The sequence below is a fragment of the Rhizobium sp. BG4 genome, assembly GCF_016864575.1.
Taxonomy (GTDB): domain Bacteria; phylum Pseudomonadota; class Alphaproteobacteria; order Rhizobiales; family Rhizobiaceae; genus Rhizobium.
Map to the genome: position 1 here is coordinate 3,881,471 of NZ_CP044125.1, position 22,823 is coordinate 3,904,293.

General features: G+C 61.5%; 25 protein-coding genes, 1 tRNA gene and 1 pseudogene. 12 read left to right on the plus strand and 15 right to left on the minus strand.

Annotated features, from left to right (window positions below; genetic code table 11):
• Positions 1 to 27: 27 nt before the first annotated feature.
• Entirely contained in the window at positions 28 to 1,014 is a 987-nt protein-coding gene (locus tag F2982_RS19450) for a DUF1775 domain-containing protein (RefSeq protein ID WP_203428833.1), read from the plus strand.
• Positions 1,015 to 1,068: 54 nt separating this feature from the next.
• Here the strand turns inward: F2982_RS19450 and F2982_RS19455 are convergent, their stop codons facing one another.
• On the minus strand, positions 1,069 to 1,338 hold the full coding sequence (locus F2982_RS19455; protein WP_112716371.1) for a hypothetical protein: 270 nt from the start codon (positions 1,336 to 1,338) through the stop codon (positions 1,069 to 1,071).
• A 111-nt stretch (positions 1,339 to 1,449) separates the two neighbouring features.
• Between F2982_RS19455 and crcB the strand changes: the two genes are divergently transcribed.
• The 7 genes from crcB to F2982_RS19490 all read left to right on the plus strand — a co-directional run bounded on the left by crcB (position 1,450) and on the right by F2982_RS19490 (position 6,971).
• Positions 1,450 to 1,827, plus strand: coding sequence for a fluoride efflux transporter CrcB (crcB, locus tag F2982_RS19460; RefSeq protein ID WP_203428834.1), 378 nt, complete (start codon positions 1,450 to 1,452; stop codon positions 1,825 to 1,827).
• Between the two features lie 90 nt (positions 1,828 to 1,917).
• Positions 1,918 to 2,910 (plus strand): RluA family pseudouridine synthase, encoded by a 993-nt coding sequence (locus F2982_RS19465; RefSeq protein WP_112716367.1) that lies wholly within the window; start codon positions 1,918 to 1,920, stop codon positions 2,908 to 2,910.
• Entirely contained in the window at positions 2,907 to 3,557 is a 651-nt protein-coding gene (locus tag F2982_RS19470; RefSeq protein ID WP_203428835.1) for an HAD-IA family hydrolase, read from the plus strand. Before F2982_RS19465 ends, F2982_RS19470 begins: the two co-directional genes overlap by 4 nt.
• Before the next feature lie 9 nt (positions 3,558 to 3,566).
• Complete coding sequence (locus F2982_RS19475; RefSeq protein WP_203428836.1) at positions 3,567 to 4,412, plus strand: ATP12 family chaperone protein; 846 nt, start codon at positions 3,567 to 3,569, stop codon at positions 4,410 to 4,412.
• Positions 4,413 to 4,426: 14 nt separating this feature from the next.
• The gene (locus tag F2982_RS19480; RefSeq protein WP_112716361.1) at positions 4,427 to 4,882 is read left to right on the plus strand and encodes a hypothetical protein; all 456 of its coding nucleotides are present in this window, start codon (positions 4,427 to 4,429) and stop codon (positions 4,880 to 4,882) included.
• Positions 4,883 to 4,915: 33 nt separating this feature from the next.
• Positions 4,916 to 6,448 (plus strand): acyl-CoA carboxylase subunit beta, encoded by a 1,533-nt coding sequence (locus F2982_RS19485; protein ID WP_130278263.1) that lies wholly within the window; start codon positions 4,916 to 4,918, stop codon positions 6,446 to 6,448.
• A 127-nt stretch (positions 6,449 to 6,575) separates the two neighbouring features.
• Positions 6,576 to 6,971 carry a DoxX family protein gene (locus tag F2982_RS19490; RefSeq protein WP_112716357.1) on the plus strand — a complete coding sequence of 132 codons (396 nt, stop codon included), beginning with the start codon at positions 6,576 to 6,578 and terminating at the stop codon, positions 6,969 to 6,971.
• A 41-nt stretch (positions 6,972 to 7,012) separates the two neighbouring features.
• Here F2982_RS19490 and sugE read toward each other — a convergent pair whose 3' ends face one another.
• The 9 genes from sugE to lipB form a co-directional block, all read right to left on the minus strand.
• On the minus strand, positions 7,013 to 7,327 hold the full coding sequence (gene sugE, locus F2982_RS19495) for a quaternary ammonium compound efflux SMR transporter SugE (protein ID WP_203428837.1): 315 nt from the start codon (positions 7,325 to 7,327) through the stop codon (positions 7,013 to 7,015).
• Positions 7,328 to 7,482: 155 nt separating this feature from the next.
• Positions 7,483 to 8,316: an S-formylglutathione hydrolase gene (gene fghA / locus F2982_RS19500; protein ID WP_203428838.1), complete on the minus strand. Its 834-nt coding sequence runs from the start codon at positions 8,314 to 8,316 to the stop codon at positions 7,483 to 7,485.
• Position 8,317: 1 nt separating this feature from the next.
• Entirely contained in the window at positions 8,318 to 8,779 is a 462-nt protein-coding gene (locus F2982_RS19505) for a YaiI/YqxD family protein (RefSeq protein WP_203428839.1), read from the minus strand.
• Positions 8,776 to 9,903, minus strand: coding sequence for an S-(hydroxymethyl)glutathione dehydrogenase/class III alcohol dehydrogenase (locus tag F2982_RS19510; RefSeq protein ID WP_112716349.1), 1,128 nt, complete (start codon positions 9,901 to 9,903; stop codon positions 8,776 to 8,778). Before F2982_RS19510 ends, F2982_RS19505 begins: the two co-directional genes overlap by 4 nt.
• A gap of 122 nt (positions 9,904 to 10,025) precedes the next feature.
• Positions 10,026 to 11,288 carry a hypothetical protein gene (locus F2982_RS19515; protein ID WP_203428840.1) on the minus strand — a complete coding sequence of 421 codons (1,263 nt, stop codon included), beginning with the start codon at positions 11,286 to 11,288 and terminating at the stop codon, positions 10,026 to 10,028.
• A gap of 111 nt (positions 11,289 to 11,399) precedes the next feature.
• A complete protein-coding gene (locus tag F2982_RS19520) occupies positions 11,400 to 13,409 on the minus strand; it encodes an acetyl/propionyl/methylcrotonyl-CoA carboxylase subunit alpha (protein WP_203428841.1) in 2,010 nt (669 codons plus the stop codon).
• 102 nt (positions 13,410 to 13,511) lie between these two features.
• Complete coding sequence (locus F2982_RS19525; protein WP_203428842.1) at positions 13,512 to 14,204, minus strand: hypothetical protein; 693 nt, start codon at positions 14,202 to 14,204, stop codon at positions 13,512 to 13,514.
• 98 nt (positions 14,205 to 14,302) lie between these two features.
• The gene (locus F2982_RS19530; protein ID WP_112716341.1) at positions 14,303 to 15,229 is read right to left on the minus strand and encodes a DMT family transporter; all 927 of its coding nucleotides are present in this window, start codon (positions 15,227 to 15,229) and stop codon (positions 14,303 to 14,305) included.
• A gap of 59 nt (positions 15,230 to 15,288) precedes the next feature.
• Positions 15,289 to 16,002, minus strand: a complete 714-nt coding sequence (gene lipB, locus F2982_RS19535) for a lipoyl(octanoyl) transferase LipB (RefSeq protein WP_130278271.1) — start codon at positions 16,000 to 16,002, stop codon at positions 15,289 to 15,291.
• Between the two features lie 170 nt (positions 16,003 to 16,172).
• Between lipB and F2982_RS19540 the strand changes: the two genes are divergently transcribed.
• Both F2982_RS19540 and F2982_RS19545 read left to right on the plus strand, forming a co-directional pair.
• Positions 16,173 to 16,257, plus strand: a tRNA-Leu gene (locus F2982_RS19540).
• A 146-nt stretch (positions 16,258 to 16,403) separates the two neighbouring features.
• The gene (locus F2982_RS19545; protein ID WP_203428843.1) at positions 16,404 to 17,048 is read left to right on the plus strand and encodes a metallophosphoesterase family protein; all 645 of its coding nucleotides are present in this window, start codon (positions 16,404 to 16,406) and stop codon (positions 17,046 to 17,048) included.
• A gap of 53 nt (positions 17,049 to 17,101) precedes the next feature.
• Here F2982_RS19545 and F2982_RS19550 read toward each other — a convergent pair whose 3' ends face one another.
• From F2982_RS19550 to F2982_RS19560, 3 genes are all read right to left on the minus strand, one after another.
• Entirely contained in the window at positions 17,102 to 17,467 is a 366-nt protein-coding gene (locus tag F2982_RS19550; RefSeq protein WP_112716335.1) for a hypothetical protein, read from the minus strand.
• 276 nt (positions 17,468 to 17,743) lie between these two features.
• Entirely contained in the window at positions 17,744 to 18,241 is a 498-nt protein-coding gene (locus F2982_RS19555; RefSeq protein ID WP_203428844.1) for a BON domain-containing protein, read from the minus strand.
• 72 nt (positions 18,242 to 18,313) lie between these two features.
• Positions 18,314 to 18,808 carry a peptide deformylase gene (locus F2982_RS19560; RefSeq protein ID WP_203428845.1) on the minus strand — a complete coding sequence of 165 codons (495 nt, stop codon included), beginning with the start codon at positions 18,806 to 18,808 and terminating at the stop codon, positions 18,314 to 18,316.
• A gap of 242 nt (positions 18,809 to 19,050) precedes the next feature.
• On the opposite strand from F2982_RS19560, the pseudogene mgtE reads away from it, so the two are divergent.
• Together mgtE and F2982_RS19570 are read left to right on the plus strand one after the other, a co-directional pair.
• A pseudogene (mgtE, locus tag F2982_RS19565) lies at positions 19,051 to 20,465 on the plus strand (magnesium transporter).
• Between the two features lie 70 nt (positions 20,466 to 20,535).
• Positions 20,536 to 20,928, plus strand: a complete 393-nt coding sequence (locus F2982_RS19570; protein ID WP_162708679.1) for a MerR family DNA-binding transcriptional regulator — start codon at positions 20,536 to 20,538, stop codon at positions 20,926 to 20,928.
• Positions 20,929 to 20,932: 4 nt separating this feature from the next.
• Here F2982_RS19570 and F2982_RS19575 read toward each other — a convergent pair whose 3' ends face one another.
• Together F2982_RS19575 and F2982_RS19580 are read right to left on the minus strand one after the other, a co-directional pair.
• Positions 20,933 to 21,934, minus strand: coding sequence for a heparan-alpha-glucosaminide N-acetyltransferase (locus F2982_RS19575; RefSeq protein ID WP_203428846.1), 1,002 nt, complete (start codon positions 21,932 to 21,934; stop codon positions 20,933 to 20,935).
• Entirely contained in the window at positions 21,935 to 22,702 is a 768-nt protein-coding gene (locus F2982_RS19580; protein ID WP_112716327.1) for a DUF599 domain-containing protein, read from the minus strand.
• Positions 22,703 to 22,823 lie beyond the last annotated feature (121 nt).

Below are 22,823 nucleotides of genomic sequence, written 5' to 3' on the forward strand. Positions count from 1 at the left end.
ATGCGGATGCCGGCGAGGAGACACCAGATGAAAACCGCTCAGACCCTTGGCCTTGCTGCCGCTTTTTCCTTTGCCGCAACGGCCGCCAGCGCCCATGTGACCTTCCTCGACGCCGAGGCGCCGCAGGAAGCGACAATTCTCGCGACGCTGCAGGTGCCGCATGGCTGCGATGGCAAGCCGACCAATGAGGTGCAGGTGAAGCTGCCGGAAGGTTTCGTTTTCGCCAAGCCGCAGCCGAAGGCTGGCTGGCAGCTCGAGGTCATCAAAGGCGACTACAAAAAGAGCTACGACAATCACGGCACGCCGGTGAAGTCGGGCGCGATCGAGATCCGCTGGAAGGGCGGCAATCTCTCCGACGATTTCTACGACACATTCGTGATCCAGGGTAAGGTCTCCGGCGTCGATGCCGGGACGTCGCTGGCTTTCCCGGTCACGCAGCTCTGCGGCGATACCGTCGAGGCCTGGGATCAGGTTGCCGCCGAAGGCAGCGATCCGCACAAGCTGAAGAGCCCGGCGCCGGTGCTGACCGTTGTCGCGGGCAGCGATCACGGTCATGGTCACGACGACATGGCCGGAATGGACATGAGCGGCATGGCCGGAATGGCGATGGCGGCACCCGCTGGTGACGAAGCAAAGCTCGGCGATCTCGAAATCTCCGGTGCCTTCGCCAAGGCGATGCTGCCGGGTCAGCCGGTCGGTGGCGGCTTCTTCACCATCAAGAACGGCGGCAATAGCGACGACACGCTGATTGCGGTGTCGTCGCCGAATGCCGGCGAAGTGCAGATGCACGAGATGAAGACCGAGAACAACGTGATGAAGATGCGCGAGCTCAAGGGCGGCATCAAGGTTCCGGCCGGCGAGACCGTCAAGCTGGAGCCGGGTGCCCTGCATCTGATGTTCCAGAAGGTGACGGCGCCGTTCAAGCAGGGCGACAGCGTTCCGGTGACGCTGACCTTCGAGAAGGCCGGCAAGGTGGATGTGACGCTGAAGGTCCTGTCCGCCCAGGGCAAGTAAACACCAAAAGGCCCGCGGCTTTCACCGCGGGCCTTTTCGCTTCCTGGGGGTGAATCAGACTTCCTCGTAAGACCTGAGCGCCTGCTGCAGGCCGGCCTGCGGCTGCTTGTTGCCCTTGGTCATCAGGTCGAGGGCCACCTCGGTCGATTGGATGATGTTGGGCGAATCTTCGAGCTCGTCGGCGGCTGCCACGCCGCGCAGCTGGCGTTCGGCCATCCGGCGCGTTTCCTTGGCGGCCATGTTCGGCGGCACGCGCTGAGCGATCCTCAGCGACTCGAAAGCGGCAGCCGCGGTGCTCGCGGATATGGTTACGACCTGTGTCATCTTCTTCAGGATAGACAGCCCGCGTTCTTGCGCCGCTAAGGAAATCGCTCGCATTTTAGCGATGGGCCGGAAACTGTTGGAATCGGCGGGCTGCTGCGCTACACAACGCCCATGTTTCAAGCTCTTCTCGTTGCCGGCGGTGGTGCTGCCGGGTCTCTGCTACGCTATTTCGTCGGTCACTGGTCCCTCAGATTATGGGGGCCGAACTTTCCGTGGGGCACGCTGATCGTCAATATCGTCGGCTGCTTCATCATCGGCGTGTTTGCCGAGATGATCGCGCGCCGCTTCAATGCATCGGCCGATCTCCGGCTGCTGCTGATCACCGGGTTTCTCGGCGGCTTCACGACGTTTTCGGCCTTTTCGCTCGATGCCATCTCGCTCTTCGAGCGCGGCGAGGCGGTGATGGGCGGCGTCTATATCGCTGCCAGCGTCGGTCTCTCGATGGCCGCCGTCATCGCTGGTCTCGCCCTGATGCGTGCTTTGCTCTGAAAGGCGGTTCCCGCGCGGGCAAAAATGCTCTAAAGCCAGCGGCAACCGCCGCGCCAGGCGCAGGCAATCATTTCCGGAAAGACAAGAACAATGGCCGGTATCGAACATATCACTGTTGAAGCCGACGAAGCGGGCATGCGCCTCGATCGCTGGTTCAAGATCCATTATCCGGGGCTCGGTTTCGGCCCCTTGCAGAAACTGCTGCGCTCCGGCCAGGTCCGTGTCGATGGCGGCCGGGTGAAGACCGATGCGCGCATCCAGCCGGGACAGGTCGTCCGCGTGCCGCCGCTTGATGTCGATGCCAAGAAGACCGGGCCGATAGCCTCTCATGACCTGAAGCACGGTGACGATTACGATCTCCTGCAGCGCATGGTGCTGCACGAAGACGACAAGGTGATCGTCCTCAACAAGCCTGCCGGCCTTGCCGTGCAGGGCGGATCGGGCGTCACCCGCAACATCGACAAGATGCTGGAAGCCTGGACCAACAAGAAGGGTGAGAAGCCACGGCTCGTCCATCGCCTTGACCGCGACACGTCGGGGGTTCTGGTCATCGCCCGGACCCGAGGTGCTGCGCAGAAGCTGACGGCCGCCTTCCGCGAGCGCGATACGAAGAAGACCTACTGGTCTCTGGTACGCGGTGTGCCGCGCAAGCACGAAGACAAGATTTCGACCTGGCTCGTGAAGGAAGCGACTGAGGACGGGGACCGCATGCGGATCGCCAAGCATGGCGAGGACGGCGCCGATCACGCCATTTCCTACTACCGCGTCCTTGAGACCGCCGCTCAGAACCTCGCCTGGCTTGAGATGGAGCCTTATACGGGACGTACACACCAGCTGCGCGTCCACGCCCTCCACATCGGACACCCGATCATCGGCGATCCCAAATACTTCATCGAGGATCCGAACTGGGCATTTCCGGGCGGCATCCAGAAGCGGCTGCATCTGCATGCCCGCAAGATCGATATTCCGCATCCGGACGGCGGCCGCCTGAAGGTGACCGCGCCGCTGCCGCCGCACATGGTTCAGACCTGGAACCTGCTCGGCCTCGATCTCGCCGGTGCCGAAAGGGACGACGAGGAATGAAGCTTGCTCTTTTCGATTGCGACGGCACTCTCGTCGACAGCGCTGCGCTGATCCACGAGGTCATGGCGCGCACCTTCGTGGATTTCGGCTATCCGCGACCGGATATCTCGGCAACCAAGTCGATCATCGGCCTGACGCTCGATATCGCCATTGCCCGAATGCAGGGCAAGCCGCATGTCGATGACGAGGCGGTGGAGATGACCGCGCATTATAAGAAGATCTATATGGACGTGCGCAGCGAGCCGGGCATGGACGTGCCACTGTTCGACGGCATCAAGCCGGTGATTGCAGCGCTTGCCGCGCGTGACGACATCCTCATCGGCGCCGTCACCGGCAAATCGCGCCGCGGCCTCGTCAACGTTCTCGAAACACACGGCTTTGCGCCGGATTTCATCGTCTCGCGCACCGCCGACGACTGCCCGTCGAAGCCGCATCCGGCGATGGTCACCGAATGCTGTGACGAAACCGGCATGAATCCGGCCGACGCCATTGTCATCGGCGATGCGATTTACGATATGCAGATGGCAAAGGCGGCCGGCGCCAAGGCGATCGGCGTATCCTGGGGTTATGCAAGTGTCGAAGACCTGGTCGCCGCCGGGGCCGATGCCATCGTCCGCCATCCGAAAGACCTGCTCGAGCATTTTTGAGGTGACGCCATGCGCGACCTGTTGAACGACCTCTCCGAAGGTCTCAGCCATCCCGATCCGATCCGCCGCGCGCAGATCCAGATGAAGAAGCCGCTGCCGAAGCGCTTCTACAAGGATGTGACCGTTGCCGAGCAGGAAGACGGCGGCTTCGCCATCCTGCTCGATGGCAAGGCGGTTCGCACGCCTGCCAAGCAGATTCTTGCCGTTCCCGCCAAGGCGCTTGGTGATCTGCTTGCCGCCGAATGGGATGCGCAGGCCGAGATGATCGATCCGTCGACCATGCCGGTGACCCGTCTGGTCAATACGGCGCTCGATGGCGTTGCCACCGATACGCAGGCGGTCATCGAGGATCTCTTGCGCTTTTCGTCCAGCGATCTTCTCTGCTACCGGGCCGACGGCCCGGAAATGCTGGTCAAGCGCCAGGCTGATCGCTGGGATCCGGTGCTCGACTGGGCGGCCGACGATCTTGGCGCGCGCTTCATCCTGATCGAGGGTGTCATTCACCACGAGCAGCCGCGTGACGCGATCGCCGCCTTCGGTGTGACGCTGCGCCGCCACGACGATGCGCTGACGCTCGCCGCCTTGCATACGATCACGACGCTAACCGGTTCGGCCATCCTGGCGCTTGCTTTTGCCGAACGGCACCTCACTATGGACGAAGTCTGGTCGCTGGCGCATCTTGATGAAGACTGGACGATCGAGCATTGGGGCAGCGACGAGGAAGCCGAGGCGCGCCGCGCCAAGCGCTTCGAAGACTTCAAGGCCGCCGCGGATGTTTTTTTTGGCGCTAAGGGCCTGAAACATATTGCTTTGACAGCCAGAATGGCGAAATCTGCGACTCCTGACGGGGGATAGGTGCAGGTTTTGCAATGAAGTGGCTGCGGTTATGTTTTTGCCAATTGGCGGTGATTTGCGTGGCCTTGAGCGCCTGCAGCATGGGCTCGAAGGAGCCCCCTGCGCCGATCTATGATGTCCGCAGCGCGGTCGTTCTCGGCGGTGTCGGCGTTCCGCCGGCGGTGTTGTCGGGGATCAGCGACCGCGTCAATGCAGCTATCAACGCCACGGTCCGCACCGATGTCTATCCGCGCGTCGTTCTGACGATCCGCATCGTTTCCGTCACCAAGGGGCAGGGGTTCGACAAGAACCGCAACGTGGCCAAAATCACGGCCGACGCGGCCTCGGTCGATGACGGCTCGGTCATCGGCGTCTCGGCCTTCGACGTTTCGAGCTTCGCCAACGATCCGGCTATGGCCGACCAGATTCTTGCAGAGGATATCGCAGCGCGCATCCGCTCGGCGTTCCAGCTGACGGCCGGGCGCGGCTGACGACGAGCCGCTCGCGCGGCGGGAGGAGATTTCATGAAGGAAATTCTCGAAGAGCTCGAGCGCCGGCGCGATGCGGCCCGTCTCGGCGGCGGCGAGGCGCGCATCGAAGCGCAGCACAAACGCGGCAAGCTGACGGCGCGCGAGCGCATCGACCTCATTCTCGATGAGGATTCCTTCGAAGAGTTCGACATGTTCGTCGAGCATCGTTCGACAGATTTCGGCATGGAGAAGAGCCGTATCGCCGGCGACGGCGTTGTCACCGGCTGGGGAACGGTCAATGGCCGTACCGTCTTCGTCTTTGCCAAGGACTTTACCGTCTTCGGCGGCTCGCTTTCGGAAGCGCATGCCGAGAAGATCATGAAGGTGCAGGATATGGCGCTGAAGAACCGCGCGCCAATCATCGGCATCTATGACGCCGGCGGCGCCCGCATCCAGGAAGGCGTCGCGGCGCTCGGCGGCTATGCCGAGGTGTTCCAGCGCAACGTGCTCGCCTCGGGCGTCATTCCGCAGATTTCGGTGATCATGGGTCCCTGCGCCGGCGGTGACGTCTATTCGCCTGCGATGACCGATTTCATCTTCATGGTGCGCGACACATCCTACATGTTCGTGACCGGCCCCGATGTCGTGAAGACGGTGACCAACGAGACCGTGACGGCCGAGGAGCTCGGCGGCGCCTCGGTCCATACGACGCGGTCGTCGATTGCCGACGGCGCTTATGACAACGATGTCGATACGCTGCTGCAGGTGCGGCGCCTCATCGATTTCCTGCCGCAGTCCAATACCTCGCCGATCCCCGAAATCGAATGTTACCAGCCGGTGACAGAGTCGGACGAGTCGCTGGATACGCTGGTTCCGGCCAATGCGAACAAGCCCTACGACATCAAAGAACTGATCCTGAAAGTCGCCGACGAAGGCGATTTCTTCGAGATCCAGGCGAGCTTTGCCAAGAACATCGTCTGCGGCTTCGGGCGGATCGAGGGCTCGACGGTGGGTTTCGTCGCCAACCAGCCGATGGTGCTTGCCGGCGTGCTCGACAGTGACGCCTCGCGCAAGGCGGCGCGCTTCGTGCGCTTCTGCGACTGCTTCAACATTCCTCTTGTCACCTTCGTCGACGTGCCGGGATTTCTGCCGGGGACGGCGCAGGAATATGGCGGTCTGATCAAGCATGGCGCCAAGCTGCTGTTTGCCTATGCGGAAGCGACGGTGCCGAAGCTGACGGTCATCACCCGCAAGGCCTTCGGCGGCGCCTATGACGTGATGGCATCCAAGCATCTGCGCGGCGACCTGAACTATGCCTGGCCAACGGCGCAGATCGCCGTGATGGGCGCCAAGGGCGCCGTCGAGATCATCTTCCGCAAGGATATCGCCGATCCCGAGAAGATCGCCGCGCATACCAAGATGTACGAGGACCGGTTCCTGTCGCCTTTCGTCGCCGCCGAGCGTGGCTATATCGACGAGGTGATCATGCCGCATTCGACGCGCCGCCGTCTGGCGCGGGGATTGAAGATGCTGCGCAACAAGGATCTCTCCAATCCCTGGAAGAAGCATGACAACATTCCGCTCTGACCGAATAAAACTGTGCTTTCCGGTGTTTAGGCACTGTCGAAGATGTGAACGCCAGCCGTGATTCCGTGATTTTTCTCGGCATCGCGGACAGGCTAACGCTCTTCCTGCCCCTAGAAGGAGAGTCTTTATGTCTGCTTTTGATCGCTTGAGCGCCTATCAGCCCTATGCACTGGCTGCGCTCAGAATTTTTGCCGCTCTGCTGTTCATCGAACACGGCACGATGAAACTTTTCGCCTTCCCGATCCCGCAGGGTGACGGTGGCTCGCTGCCGCCGCTGTTCCTCGTCGCCGCATTACTGGAAGTTATCGGCGGCCTGCTTGTTCTCGTCGGTTTCCTGACGCGTCCGGTTGCCTTCCTGCTGTCCGGTGAAATGGCGATCGCCTATTTCATGGCGCATTTCCCGCGCGGCTTCTATCCGGCGGTCAATGGCGGCGGTGAAGCAATCCTATTCTGCTTCATCTTCCTGTTCCTGGTCTTTGCCGGCGCCGGCGCGCTTTCGGTCGATAGCCGCAAGACGGTCTGAAAATGAGAAATGCCGCGGTTTGATCCGCGGCATTTCCACTTTTATGCGGTGAGTTTCAGTCCGGCGATGCCGGCAACGATCAGGCCGATACAGGCGAGGCGCGCAGCGTTTGCGGGATCACCGAGCAGCCAGATGCCGAGCAGGACCGTGCCAACCGTGCCGATACCGGTCCAGATCGCGTAAGCCGTGCCGATCGGCAGCGTCTTGACCGCCAGACCCAAGAGAATCACGCTGATCACCATCGAGACGACCGTGAGCACGGTCGGCATGGGGCGTGTGAAGCCATCGGTATATTTCAGACCGATCGCCCAACCACATTCGAAAAGACCTGCGAGAAACAGCAGGAACCAGGCCATCTTACTCTCCTTGTTAAGAGCGAGGCCGTCCCCGCGACTTTTGCGCCCGAAGGCTCGGGCGCCGCAGTCGTCTGCGTTGTCAGTCATATGCGACGCGAGGCGGCGAAGTTCAAGCTAGGATTTGGCATAGCTGCCATGCCACCCGTTTCCTGTGCTCAGCCGAGGCGTTCGGCGTGCCATCGCAAGTGGTCGTCCATGAAGGTGGAGATGAAGTAGTAGGAGTGATCGTAGCGCTCGTGCATGCGCAGCGTCAGCGCGATGTCCGTGCCCGTGATCGCATCCTCGAAAAGCCAGGGGCGCAGGCCGGTTTCGAGGAAACCATCGGCCTTGCCCTGGTCGATCAGGAATTCCGGGAAACGTGCGCCGTCGCTTACCAGGGCGCAGGCGTCATATTGCCGCCAGTTCTTACGGTCGGCACCGAGATATTTTTCGAGCGCCGGGGCGGACCAGTCCGCGGTCGAGGGTGCGACGATCGGTGCGAAAGCCGAGCAGCTCTTGAAACGGCCGGGGTTCTTCAGCGCGATCGTCATGGCGCCATGACCGCCCATCGAATGACCGAAGATAGCCTGGCGGCTCATGTCGGCGCGGAACTGTTCGGCGATCAGGGCAGGGAGCTCTTCGGTGATGTAAGTGTACATCTGGAAGTGCTCGGCCCAGGGCGCCTCGGTCGCATCGAGGTAGAAGCCGGCGCCCTTGCCCATCTGCCAGTTGGTCAGCTCATCGGCGACGTCGTTGCCGCGCGGGCTGGTGTCCGGGCAGACGACGATCATGCCGAGCTCGGCGGCGAGGCGGCGGTATTCGCCCTTTTCCATGACGTTGGCATGGGTGCAGGTCAGGCCGGAGAGATACCAGAGCACCGGGCAGGGCTCCTTGATCGCCTTCGGCGGCACGAAGACGGCAAAGGTCATCTCGCAATTGCAGGCCTCGGATTCGTGGCTGAATACGCCCTGCATGCCGCCGAATGCGGTCGCCTGCGAAATGATCTTCATGTCAGTCTCCAGTCTGTTCGGAAATGTTCTTGGCGCGGCGGCAGAGCCGGTCGAAGGTTTCGAGGAAACGCGAGCGATCCTTGGGGCCGAAAGCGGCGTTGTAGCCCTTGCTTTCGCCGGTCTCGCGCAGATGCGCGCCGAGATCCCGCATGGCGCTCGCCATGCCGATATTGGTGTCGTCGAAGACACGGCCTGTGGGGCCGCACACCAATGCACCGGCAGCCACACAGCGCACGGCAAGCGGCACGTCTGCGGTGACGACGACATCGGCTATTGCCGCATGCTCGGCGATCCAGTTGTCGGCGGCATCGAAGGCGTTCGAGACGATGACGTTGCGCACCATCGGATCCCGCGACGGCCGCAGCCCGGAATTGGCGACAAACGTCACCTCCATCCCGAGCCGCTCGGCTACCTTCAGAATTTCCGGCTTGACCGGGCAGGCGTCTGCATCGACGTAGATCAATAGACGACCACACCGCGGATGCTTTCGCCCTTGTGCATCATGTCGAAGCCCTTGTTGATGTCTTCGAGGGGCATCGTGTGGGTGATCATCGGGTCGATCTGGATCTTGCCCTGCATGTACCAGTCAACGATCTTCGGGACGTCGGTGCGGCCGCGGGCGCCGCCGAAAGCCGTGCCCATCCAGTTGCGGCCGGTGACGAGCTGGAACGGACGGGTGGAGATTTCCTGCCCGGCGCCGGCGACGCCGATGATGACGGATTTGCCCCAGCCGCGATGCGAGGATTCGAGCGCCTGGCGCATGACCTTGGTGTTGCCGGTGCAGTCGAAGGTGTAGTCGGCGCCGCCGATCAGGTCGCCGTTGCGCTTCGTCAGGTTGACGAGGTAGGGCACGATATCGTCGCCGACATCCTTCGGATTGACGAAATGCGTCATGCCGAATTTCTCGCCCCACTCCTTGCGGTCGTTGTTGATGTCGACGCCGATGATCATGTCGGCGCCGGCAAGGCGCAGGCCCTGGAGAACATTGAGGCCAATGCCGCCGAGACCGAAGACGATCGCCGTCGAGCCGATTTCCACCTTGGCGGTGTTGATGACGGCGCCGATGCCTGTCGTCACGCCGCAGCCGATGTAGCAGATCTTGTCGAAGGGTGCGTCCGGATTGACCTTGGCGACGGCAATCTCGGGCAGAACCGTGAAATTGGCGAAGGTCGAGCAGCCCATGTAATGGTGGATCTTGTCCTTGCCGATCGAGAAGCGCGAGGTGCCGTCGGGCATCAGACCCTGGCCCTGCGTCGAGCGGATCGCCGTGCAGAGATTGGTCTTGCGCGACAGGCAGGAATAGCACTCGCGGCATTCAGGCGTGTAGAGCGGGATGACGTGGTCGCCCTTCTTCACCGAGGTGACGCCGGGGCCGACATCGACGACGATGCCAGCGCCTTCGTGGCCGAGAATGGCCGGAAACAGGCCTTCCGGATCGGCACCCGAGAGGGTGAAGTCGTCGGTATGGCAGATGCCTGTTGCCTTCACCTCGATCAGCACTTCGCCGGCCTTCGGCCCGTCGAGCTGAACTGTCATGACTTCCAAAGGCTTGCCTGCCTGAACGGCGACTGCGGCGCGAACGTCCATCGTCTGATCTCCCTATCTGATTTGCTGGGCGGACAATCGCACGGCGGCAGAGGGGCGCTCAAGCGAAAAGCTTGATCAAAAGACACTTTGTCCGGGATGCGGCAGCCAGTTTGCCGCTAACGTCAGAAAAGCTTTTCGCTCGCGAAAATAATGGCATAGCCGTGCATGGCGATCGCCGCGTAGAAGCCGAATGCAACGAGCATCCTTTCACCATCATTCATCTCATCAAGCTTCTGGCGCGGCTTGACCGAGCCCGAGCCGATCATGCTCATGAGGATGAAGACGGCCAGCCCGGCGATCAGCAGATTGTTCGACAGGCCGATCGCCCAGCCGACGCCGACAATGCAGGCGGTGACGGTGAAGCTTGCGATGATCAGCGAGTGCCGGGTGCGGAAGATCTGGCGCAGCACCTGACCGCCGTCGAAGCGGTGCATCGGCAGCAGGTTGAGGAGATTGAAGGCGCCGAGGATCAGCAGCAGGACGAGCAGCGGCCGGCCGACACTCGCCGGCACGACGCCGTGGCCGATACCCTGGATGGCAGCGATGATGATCGGCACGACGAATGCCGACATTCCGGCGCCCATCAGCGCGCAGGCGGCAACCTCGAAAAGGGTCTTGTAGGGGCGCCCGCCAATCGCGATACCGCCGAGCAGCGGGATGAAGATCATCCGCACCGATTTGTGCCCGAAGGCGCGGTAGGCCGCCATGTGGCCGAGCTCGTGAAGGGCGATGACCATGGTCAGAAAGGTCGAGATCATCAGGCCACTGGCAGTGAGCCCGAAGAACGGCCAGAGCAGCAGAGTGGAAAGCACGGCCAGGAAGGTTTGAACCAGAGGCCTTTCGAAATGGCCTTGCGGCCTGGAGACGCCGGTTTCCACCCATCCCTGCAGAGAGCGGATTTCGCGCTGGAGCACGAAATAGCGGAAGATGAGGAAGGCGAGGCCGCGATAGTGGTCGGTCTGACTGATCTCCAGCGCAGAGCCCTGTGGCGTGGACCTGATGATGCGGCTTTCGCTGTAATGCTGCCAGAAGGCCGGATCGAGCGTGCTGTCGTCGGCGATCCGCGACCGGAAGGCATGCGCGCCACCGGCGGGAAGCGGATCGAGCGCCAGGACGCGGCGCAGCGGCTCGCCATTGCGGTCGAGATGGCTGTAGACCTGCTCGACGAAACCCGGCCGGTGGGCGATGGCCGCGCTGCTAATGACGGCGTGGTGCCAGTCGGCAGACTCGCCGGCGGGATTGATCGCCTTCCACAGTGTTTCGGGCGGACAGCGGAAGGTTCTCGTCACGCTGATCGTGCGCAGACCGAGCGGTATGCGCATCAGAAGCCAGAGCAGACCGAGATTGATGAACAGCAGGATGGCCGCTGATTGAAGCGCCGACATAGAGGACTCCGGCCCCAGCCACAGGGCGAAAACGGCTCATCATAGCGCGAGCCGCTTAACAAATGCCCTTGTCACCGATGGGTGAGCACCTCGCCGCTGTGCCGGAACGGGTCAGGCGAACTCCATGATGACGGCATCGACGGCGAGGCTTTCGCCCGGCTTTGCCTTCACTTTGCCGACGACGAGATCGCGCTCGGCGCGCAGCACGTTTTCCATCTTCATGGCCTCGACGACGGCAAGCGTCTCGCCGGCCTTGACCTCCTGGCCCTCGGCAACCGCAATCGACACGACGAGACCGGGCATGGGGCAGAGCAGAAGTTTCGACGTATCCGGCGGCAGCTTGACCGGCATCAGGCGGTCGAGCTCGGCATGGCGCGGCGTGAAGACCTTGGCGCGAACGGAGAGACCCTGCCAGTCGATGCGCAGACCGTTCAGAACAGGCCGGATCTGGGCGATGACCTTGACGCCATCGATCGTGCCGGACCAGACGGGCTCGCCGGGTCTCCAATTGGTGACAACATGCAGCTCGCGGTCATCGGCCTTCATTCCCATCTCGAAGGGGATGGTGACATGACCTTCAAGGAGGCTCGCAGCGACGTAGTCGCCGCCGACCTTCACCACCCAGTCGCTGCGCAGATCGCCCGTCGCTGCACGGAGGCGATCGCCATGGCGTTCGCGGCGGTTGGTCTCGATCAGCGAGGCCGAGAGGGCGATTGCCGCCAGCGCGGCCCTCTGCGATGCATCGGGCTCTACCGGTGCGAAACCATCGGGATATTCCTCGGCGATGAAACCCGTTGAAAGCCGGCCTTCGCGCCAACGGGGATGTTTCATCAAGGCCGAGAGGAACGGAACATTGTGTTCGATCCCGTCGACCACGAAGGCATCGAGCGCCTCGGCCATCGCATCTACTGCGGTCAGCCGGTCCGGCGCCCAGGTGCAGAGCTTGGCGATCATCGGATCGTAATACATCGAGATTTCGGCGCCTTCAAAAACGCCGGTGTCGTTGCGGACGATGATATCGCCATGCTTGCCTTCAGCGGGCGGGCGGTAGCGGGTGAGGCGGCCGATCGACGGCAGGAAATTGCGGTAGGGGTCCTCGGCATAGAGGCGGCTTTCGATTGCCCAGCCGTTCAGCTTGATGTCCTTTTGCGCGAAGGGCAGCTTCTCTCCGGCCGCAACGCGGATCATCTGCTCGACGAGATCGATGCCGGTGACGAGTTCGGTCACGGGATGCTCGACCTGCAGGCGGGTGTTCATTTCCAGGAAATAGAAATTGCGGTCGCGATCGACGATGAACTCGACTGTGCCTGCGCTTTGATAGTCGACGGCCTTGGCAAGCGCGATGGACTGCTCGCCCATCGCCTTGCGGGTCTTCTCGTCGAGAAAGGGCGAGGGCGCCTCTTCGGCAACCTTCTGGTTCCGGCGCTGGATCGAGCATTCGCGCTCGCCGAGATAGACCGCATTGCCATGCCCGTCAGCAAGCACCTGAATCTCGATATGACGGGGATCGACGACATATTTCTCGATGAAGACGCGGTCGTCGCCGAAGGAGCTCTTCGCCTCCGAACGGGCGCGATCGAAGCCGTCGCGCACTTCCGCCTCGTTCCAGGCGATACGCATGCCCTTGCCGCCACCGCCGGCCGAGGCCTTGATCATGACGGGATAGCCGATCTCGCCGGCGATCTTTTCCGCCTGCGCCACGTCCTCGATGACACCGAGATAGCCCGGCACGGTCGAGACCTTGGCGGCGTTGGCGAATTTCTTCGATTCGATCTTGTCGCCCATGGCAAGGATCGCCTTGGGCTTCGGTCCGATGAAGACGATACCTTCCTTCTCCAGCGCCTCGCAGAAGGAGGCGCGTTCGGAGAGGAAGCCGTAGCCGGGGTGGACGGCCTCGGCGCCGGTTTCCCTGCAGACTGCAATGATTTTCTCGGCGACGAGATAGCTTTCCGCAGCAGGCGCTGCGCCGATATGAACGGCCTCGTCGGCCATTTCGACATGCAGCGCGTCCCGATCCGCGTCGGAATAGACCGCGACGGTCAAAATACCCATGCGCCGCGCAGTCTTGATCACGCGGCAAGCGATTTCGCCGCGATTCGCGATCAGGATTTTCTTGAACATGAAGACTCCACCCGAGAAATGCGTCCTGAAGTTCTACGCAGAAACTTCAGGACGCACAATCGTACGAAAGCCTTGCAGCTATTCAGCTTTACGGCGCAGGGATCAGGCGACGGCCTGCTCGTCGTCGACGATCCTCAGCCAGCGGCTGGTGCGCGGCTGGTGATAATCGCGAAGCTCGAGCGCCCGCATGATTTCGGTCCAGCGGGGATGGTTTCCGGCGGGAAGCGTTTCCGTCTCGATGCGGCGAAGGACGCCGTGGGTGACCGGCGAAACGGGGATGACGCCGCCTTCACAGACATTCCGCAGCACGCGCATGACGTAATCGACGTCCTGGCGGGTGATTCCCTTGCGCTCGACGGCGCGCGTCAGCTTGTAGCCGCCGACATTGTCGGTGATCGCCAGGCGGAGCTGGTCGAGGGCGAAGGCGCGCAGCTCATCCGGTACATAGGACGAGATTTCCATGATGTGCAGCACCAGCTCCAGCTCGAGCGCCGAGTTCACGACGCCATCGGTCGCGAACATGCGCATGATCCAGGCGGCGTTGATCTCGTCGAGCGATCCCTGCGGATAGCTGTAATTGACGATGAAACCGGCGAGGCTTTCGACGAAGAAAGCGTTCCATTCCGGGCATTTTTCGGGGCAGGAATTGTTGAGTGCGAGCATGACGACCACGTCGTCGGCGGTCCGGACGCCGTCCGGGAAGCTATGCTTGCGCAGAAGGCCGATGTCGTCGGCGGCCAACCGGTGCTTTCCGGCGATGACGCATGCCGGGAAAGCGAGTCGGAATTCGCTCATTTTTTATCTCCAGAACCTCATCATGAGGCCGGAGACGCTTCTATCGCGCGCGGATTGAGGATCCCTCAACAACGACAGTTAACGAATTGCCCCTTCATTCAGGCCGAATTGACGGACTTCGACTGCAGCCGTTCGCGCCAGATGATGAAAAGCCCGGACGCGACGATGATGGCGATTCCTATCCACTTGGAAACAGTGGGGAAATCATTGAACAGCGCGTAGCCGAGAACCGTGGCCGAGATGATCTCGAAGTACTGAAATGGGGCAAGCAGCGAGAGCGGCGCCAGGCGAAAAGCCCGAACGACGAGCAAATGCGCATAGCCGGAGAGCGAGCCGAGAATCAGCAGCAGCACCAGACCGAGGAGAGACGAGGGCAGGGAGATCTCGAAATCCGCGATACCTGCGGCATTTCCGCCGAAGAGCGCAACGGCCATGAACAGCGTTCCGCCGATTCCGGCCATGGTCTGCATGGTCAGCGGCGAATCGGCCTCGCCGATCGCGCGATTGAGGAACAGGTAGAGCGAATAGAGGAAAGCGCAGAAGACCGGGAGCAGCGCCTTGAGGCCGAAGATTTCGTAGCTTGGCTGGATGACGATCATGGCGCCGCCGAAGCCGACGACGATCGCCGTCCAGCGCCGCCAGCCGACCTTGTCTCCGAGGAAGAGCGCCGACATCGCCGTCAGCATGAAGGGCTCGACGAAATAGATGGCGAAGACATCGGCGAGCGGCATGTATTTGACGGCGACGAAGAACAGCAGGCTTGCCGCGCCATGGAGGACACCGCGCAACAGGTTCATCCAGGGACGCTTGGCGTGCAGCGCCTTCCAGCGGAAGAGCACGAACAGCAGCGGCAGCGTGCAGACCAGCTGGAAGAAGAATCGGTAGAAGGTCACCTGGCCCGGCGACATCGATTCGAAGGTCGCCATATATTTGGCGATCGCATCCATGGCGGGAAGGACGATCATGGCACCGGCCATGATGGCCATGCCCTGGAGGGGATTCTGCTGGGATTGTGGCTGGGACATGCTCGGCTTCCGGAAACATGACCATCAACCACAGGACCGGCCCGCAGGCAAGGCGCGCCTCAAGCCTCGTTGACGGTCTCTCCGAAGACGGCTTCGAAGGATTCACGCAGGCGCATGTCGACATCCGCCATCATCACCGGCAGGCCGAGATCGACGAGGCTCGTAACGCCATAGGCAGAGATGCCGCAGGGAACGATGCCGCTGAAATGGTCGAGATCCGGCTCGACGTTCAGAGAGAGCCCATGGAAGGTGACCCACCGGCGCAGGCGGATGCCGAGAGCGGCGATCTTGTCTTCGCTGACTGAACCATCCGGCAGCAGCGGTTTTTCGGGACGGCGCACCCAGACGCCAACCCGGTCCTCGCGCCGTTCGCCGCGGACATTCATCGAATCGAGCGTGCGAATGACGACGTCTTCGAGGGCGGCAACGAAAGCGCGGACGTCCTGGCGGCGCCGCTTGAGGTCGAGCATCACATAGGCAACGCGCTGGCCGGGTCCGTGATAGGTGTACTCGCCGCCGCGGCCGGTGGCGAAGACAGGGAATCGGTCCGGCTGCACCAGATCCTTGGCATCGGCACTGGTGCCGGCCGTATAAAGCGGTGGATGTTCGACGAGCCAGACGAGTTCGTCGCCGCCATCGGCAATCGCCGCGACCTCGCGTTCCATTGTTTCCACAGCCTGCTCATAGGGCACCAGGCTATCGGCGATCCGCCAGCGGACGGGATTATTGCCCTCGCGAGGAAACATGGAGAATTGCAAATCGGTGCGCAGCATGGACTTTTCCCTTGCCGCACAGGGGAAGCGGCAGAGCGCTATATGGCCCCGTTTGATGCCCAATTCAAATGCTGTGATTTGTTTTGAAAAAAACTGTCATATCGCTCTTGTGCGCCCAAAATGCTTTTGCTACATGCTGCCTCGCCGACGCAAATCGGCCCTACCACGATGCGGTCGTGGCGGAATTGGTAGACGCGCAGCGTTGAGGTCGCTGTGGGGCAACCCGTGGAAGTTCGAGTCTTCTCGACCGCACCAAGAACCCGGCTTAGGCCGGGTTTTTTGTTTTTCTACAGTTCATTACGTTGTTTTCTTTATCTCGTATCTCAAGACCGTTCCGGCGGCCGGCTATCGATACGGCCGCTTCGTGCTCTAGCTTTCAAGGCAGATAAGGAGCCGCAGCATTGAGCCTGACCTTCGCAATCGGCGACATACATGGCTGCATCGATCCGATGATGCGGATGATCGAGCGGGTGGAAGCTTACGCGCCGGCAGGCAAGATCGTGTTTCTCGGAGACTATGTCGATCGCGGTCCGGATAGCCGCTCCGTGATCGAAAGGCTGATCGCCGGACCGAGTTCACCGGACTGGCAGTGGATCACGCTGAAGGGCAATCACGAGGACATGCTGACCGGCGCCCATGACGGCCGGCATGCCGAATCGTGGTGGCTGGAGAATGGCGGGATCGAGACCTTGGCGTCCTATGGCGGCGCTCTGCCGCCCGAACATCTGCGCTGGATGGAATCGCTGCCCTTCATTCATACCGATCAGCACCGCATTTTCGTTCACGCCGGCGTGCGGGAAGGGCGCTATCTCGAGGAGCAGACGCAGCATGATCTGATGTGGATCCGCTTTGCGGATGGCGTCTCTGGCGAATATTGGGGCAAGCATCTGGTGCATGGCCATACGCCGTCGGCCTCCAATCCGCGTATTTGGGGCAACCGGACCAATGTCGACGGCGCCTGTGTGTTCGGCGGCAGGCTTGCTTGCGCGGTGTTCGATGACGAAGTGCCAGGTGGGCCGGTCGAGTTTCTGACGGTAAGGCCTTAAACAAGAGAAGGGCCGCAAACGCGGCCCCGGCTCATTTTCAGATCAGCAAGTGGTCAGTGATCGCCCATGTCGCGGCAAGCGTCGGTGTGGGTTGCGCCACCGTCACCGGCCCTCGTCTGCGGACCCTTTAGCTCATCCGGCGTCTGGCAAGGCGGAAGATGCTCAGCCTGCAGTTTGGCTTCGAGCTTGTTATAGTTGATCTTGCTCGGTGCCGGCATCTTCGACTGGTACCAGCCATCGCTGTCATTGGTGTAGTCGTTTGAATAGGCGGGCGCTGCATGCTGCGTGTAGTGCACTGCCTTCGGCGGGCTGATCAGGACCGGCTTGACATAGCTGTCATCATACATCGGAGCGGCGAAGACGGACGACGCCATGCTGATGGCGAAGAGGGAGGCGGTTGCGGCGAGCTTGATGCTCATGGTTATATCTCCTCAATCAGTTGTTGCAATCAACAACGAAACGATAACCCTCGGCAACCACCAGTTCGCTCCCCAATTGAGGCGGAATTGTGGGAGATTGCAGGCGGATTGGGTTACGAATTGTCCATGTAATTCACGAAATCGTGGGCTTTTCTCACCAATCCGTGACGAACGTTAGTGCGCTATCAAAGGCATTTTGCCCGGCCTTTCGCAAAGCCGGGCGCCAGTATAAATACAACCATTGGAATTATTAATAAGCGCTACAATTTTAGCCACCTAATCTTCATTCGGGATATGGGAGTCGACGCCTGTCGTTTCCAGGCGATTGCGAATGTGGCGCACGCCATCGACCGAGAGGGCGCCGAGTTCGACCTTGCGCGCCATGCCGATCGTCTCGACCGAGCCTTCAAGCGTCACCGTGTGGCCGTCGACATGGATGTCGATGCTGTCGGGGTCGAGGCCTTCGATGTTCTCCAGGTTTTCGAAGACGCGCACCTCAAGGTCGTCGCTGTCGTCACGATTGATGCTGTCGGCCCGTAGCGTGTCCCTGAGCCGGTTCTCGTTGCCGTCCTCGTCGGTCCCGTCGATGCGGAAGCCGCTGTTGCGGTCGCGGTCGAAATTGGCTGCGGTCTCGCCGTAGGCGCCGTTTCCGGGCTTTCCATCCGATGCCCCTGAGGCGTCGGCATAGGGCCAGCCATCGTCGAGGTTACGTTCCTCGTAGTCGCGGTAATCGTCTTCGCGCGACAGCGTCTTCTTGTCGTCGGTCTTCGGCATGGTCTTCCTCCTTGAAGGCTCATGCTCGAACAACGCCTGCAGACCGGAATGGTTCGGCGCCGGATTATGAAATTACCGGCCGGCCTTGTCCCATTTGCGGATCAGCCGGTCGCGCTTCAGCTTCGACAGGCGCTGGAGCCAGAAGATGCCATCGAGCTGGTCGATCTCGTGCTGGATGCAGATTGCGAGGAAACCGTCCGCATCCTCTTCCTTCATCTCGCCAGACAAGGTCTGATAGCGGAGCCTGATGGAGGCCGGCCGCTCCACATCCTCGGTCGCGCCCGGCATCGAGACGCTTCCTTCCGTCTGGCGCACCAGCATGGGCGACGAGGAGATGATCTCGGGGTTGACGTAGTTTCTGACGCCATCAGCCTTGCTGAGCTCAAGAACAAACAGGCGCTTGAAGACGCCGATATGAGCCGCAGTGATGCCGACGCCGGGGGCTTCCCGCATCGTTTCAAGCAGGTCGCCGGCGAGCGTTTTCAGATCGTCGTCGAAGGCGGTCACGGGAGTGCAGACTGTCTTCAGGCCGGGATGCGGATAGCGGAGGATGGGGCGGATCGTCATGCGGGCTTAGGCTCCTGATCAATTGCCGGGAAACTATCCTCCGGCCCGCGCATTGTCATCTCCAGAGAGGGTTTTTGACGCTAGACGGGAGAGGGCGTTTCAGTTAGCAGGGGCTTGAGTTCCTGCCGCTGCCCGGGCGGGCGGGATTCGTTTATCCGCTTGTTGACAATACCTTTTCCGCCGCCATTCTCGAACGCGGCAGGAAAGCCGTAACTGTTATGAAATTGGATGCGAGGGCGCAGATGACGGCAAGCGAAGAAGACGAACGCATCCGCAAGCGTCCAGACGACGAAGACGCCGATATCTATGACGAGGATGGCAACGTCCGCAGCGATTTCCTGACGCTCGTCGGCGCCGCGATCGCCGATCGTGATACGATATTCCTGCGCCAGAACGTGGCGCGCCTGCACGAATCGGAAATCGGCGACCTCTTGGAGGCGATCCAGCCGGAACAGCGCCTGGCGCTGGTGCGGTTGCTCGGCGACGACTTCGACATGACGGCGCTGACGGAGGTCGACGAGGCGATCCGCCGCGAGATCGTCGATCAGATGCCGAACGAGCAGATTGCCGCGGCGATCGGCGACCTCGATTCGGACGATGCCGTCTACATTCTGGAAGACCTCGACCAGGAAGACCGCGAAGAGATCCTGGCGCAGCTGCCGTTTACCGAGCGGGTTCGCCTGCGACGGGCGCTCGACTATCCCGAAAGCTCGGCCGGCCGCCGCATGCAGACGGAATTCGTCGCCGTGCCGCCGTTCTGGACAGTCGGGCAGACGATCGACTACATGCGCGAGGAGGAGGATCTGCCTTACTCCTTCACGCAGATCTTCGTCATCGATCCGACCTTCAAGCTCTTGGGTGCCGTCGATCTCGACAAGATCCTGCGCACCAAGCGGCAGACGAAGATCGAACAGATCATGCGGGAGATGAACCATCCGATCCCCGCGGAGATGGACCAGGAAGAGGCGGCGCAGCTTTTCGAGCAGTACGACCTTCTCTCGGCCGCGGTCGTCGACGAGAACGAACGTCTGGTCGGCGTGCTGACCATCGATGACGTCGTCGACGTCATTCACGAAGAAGCCGATGAGGACATCAAGCGCCTCGGCGGTGTCGGTGACGAAGAACTGTCGGACAATGTCATCTCGACTGTGCGTTCGCGCTTTTTGTGGCTGCTGATCAATCTCGGCACGGCGATGCTGTCGGCGAGCGTCATCGGGCTGTTTGACGGATCGATCGAGAAGATGATCGCGCTTGCGGTGCTGATGCCAATCGTCGCCTCTATGGCGGCAATGCCGGGACCCAGACGATGACGGTCACAGTGCGGGCGCTCGCGACCCGCGATCTCGATATCTACAATGCCGGGCGCATCATCCGCAGGGAGGCGAGCGTCGGCATCATGAACGGCGTCATCTTCGCCATGATCATGGGGGCGATTGCCGGGACCTGGTTCCACGACTACCAGCTCGGCATGGTGATCGGCGCGGCGATGATCATCAACCTGATCGCGGCAGCGCTTGCCGGCATCCTGCTGCCACTACTCCTGGACAAGGTCGGGGCCGATCCGGCGATCGCATCGTCGGTATTCGTGACGACCGTAACTGACTGTACGGGCTTCTTCGCGTTTCTGGGGATTGCCACCTGGTGGTTCGGGATTTAACCACGCCAACCCGCTCAAATTGACTATTACGTAAAAGTCAATATTATTGCCGGGAGAGAGTGGGAATCCGATGCCTGTGAACAAATACTATAGCATAACGGAGCTGACGCGCGAATTTGGTGTTTCGACGCGAACGCTTCGCTTCTACGAAGACGAAGGTTTGATCCATCCAGAACGCCGTGGCCGCACGCGGCTGTTCCGCCCGGCAGACCGCAGGCTCATCCAGGAAATCCTGCGCGGCAGGCGTATCGGTTTCACGATCGCCGAGATCCGCGAAATCATTACCGTCTACAAGGAGCCGCCGGGCGAGCTCGGGCAGCTGAAGCTGTTGATGAAGCGTGTCGACGAGAAGCGCGAAGACCTGCGACAGAAGCGCAAGGATATCGACGACACCCTGACGGAACTCGACAATATCGAGGAAGCCTGCCTCGGCCGTCTGGCCGAAATCGGCGTCGGCACCTGAGGGATCACTGCTGCTCGGGCGGAAGCGCCTTGATGCTGCACTGATTGGCGATCGCCTGCACGCTGTCGTCATCAGCCTTGACGATACCCGTGTGGAACGGTTCCAGCAGCTTCTGGTCCTGCATTTCGGTCAGCGTGCATTCGCAATAGATCTGGCATGACTTGGGGTCCATGCCCTGGCACCAGCCGGGATTGCACTGACGCATGTGGATCTCGGCGAGATCGGGCTTGGCCGGCGGCATGACGAAGGTCATTCCGTAAGCGATGGCGATCAGCACCGGCTGATGGATCAGATAGAAGGCAAGGCTGTGCTTGCCGGCGCGGGCAAGCAGCGAGCTGCCGGTGCCGGTCGCGGCAAGCTTCTGCGGCAGGCCGGTGCGCAGTGCGATCAGAGACAGTGACAGGCCGGACATGTAGGCGGTGGCCCAGGGGAATAGCGGCACATAGTCGTTTGAGCGCGGCGGCATGTCGGTCAGGCCGATCCACCAGAGTAGCGGATGATTGAAGGTCGCGGACCTGAGGATGCCTGGCGCGACGAAAGTGTCGGCGATCCAGGCGCCGACCAGTGCGACCGTGACAACGAGTGTCACCGGAAGCGGCAGGCGGACGAAGGCGACGCCGATCAGCGTCATCGCCGCCATGCAGTGGAGAATGCCGAAAAAGATCCATTCGCCGGGCATGGCGATGCGTGTTGCGACCGAGATCAGCAGCGCAGCACCAGCGATCATCGCGAAGCGCTTCCAGAACGGACGCCAGCGAATGCCGCCCTGGCTCGACAGCGCCATGCTGATGCCGGCGATGAACAAGAAGGTTGTGGCGATGGCGCGGGCGTAGAGCTTCAGCCAGCCGGTTTCCGCCGTGCCGGGCGTCAGATAGCCCATGAACTCCAGGTCCCAACTGAAATGGTAGGTGGCCATGGCAATGAGCGCGGCGCCACGCACCGTGTCCAGCAGGCCAATACGCGGAACACGCGCGACCACGCCGCTATCAGTCGCCAAAACAGTCATTCACAGTCCCCCGGACAAATCACCATCGCCATCAGGCTTGGGATCGCGGGGAATAGGAGAAAGGTGGAGATTTGATGGCGGGCCGCCATCAAGGATCGCCAAGCGTGCCTCGGAGAAGAACTGTCGACGGGTGAGGACGAAGACGACGGTCGCCGTCGTTGCCATGAACACGTAAGGGTTCACGAACCAGCCGAGATAGCCAATCGACAGGAAGATTGCCCTCAGGCCTTCGTTGAAGTGGCTGCCGGCGATGATGTTCATGCGGATGACGCGTTCGGCGGCGCGCTCCGCGGCATAGATGTCGGCCTCGGTATCGCGCATCATCGGGATCGAGCCGAACAGGATGGTGCAGTAATTGAAGAGCCGGTAGGACCAGCCGAACTTGAAGAAAGAATAGGCAAAGAGCGCGGCGAGGCCACCGACCTTGATCTCGAAGCTCGCATGGCTGCCGCCGAAGACATAGGGCAGATCGGCGAAGATGGCGCTGACCTTGTCCGTCGCTCCGAGAAGCGCGAAGCAGCTACCGATCGCGAAGATAGAGGTAGAGGCGAAGAAGGCGGTGCCGTTCTGCAGGCCGGCCATGATCTGTGTGTCGATCATCTTGAGGTCACGACGGAGCGAATTGTAGATCCACTCGCGGCGGCGCTCACCCATCGCATGGGTCAGGCTGGTGCGGCCGAAGAAGGTGCGGCCGCGCAGCAGCCAGGAATAGCCGAGCCAGGAGACAGCGAAGAAGGCGAGCGAGATGTAGTCCGCGGTGGTGAGCATCGGTGATTCAGTCCCTGATCTGCGGCGCCACTCTACAGATGCTTCAGGGTGCTGCAATCGCCACTAGGGCTGCTTGGCGGCGATTTCCGCATGGACGGGCTTTCGCAAGCGGGCCACAGGC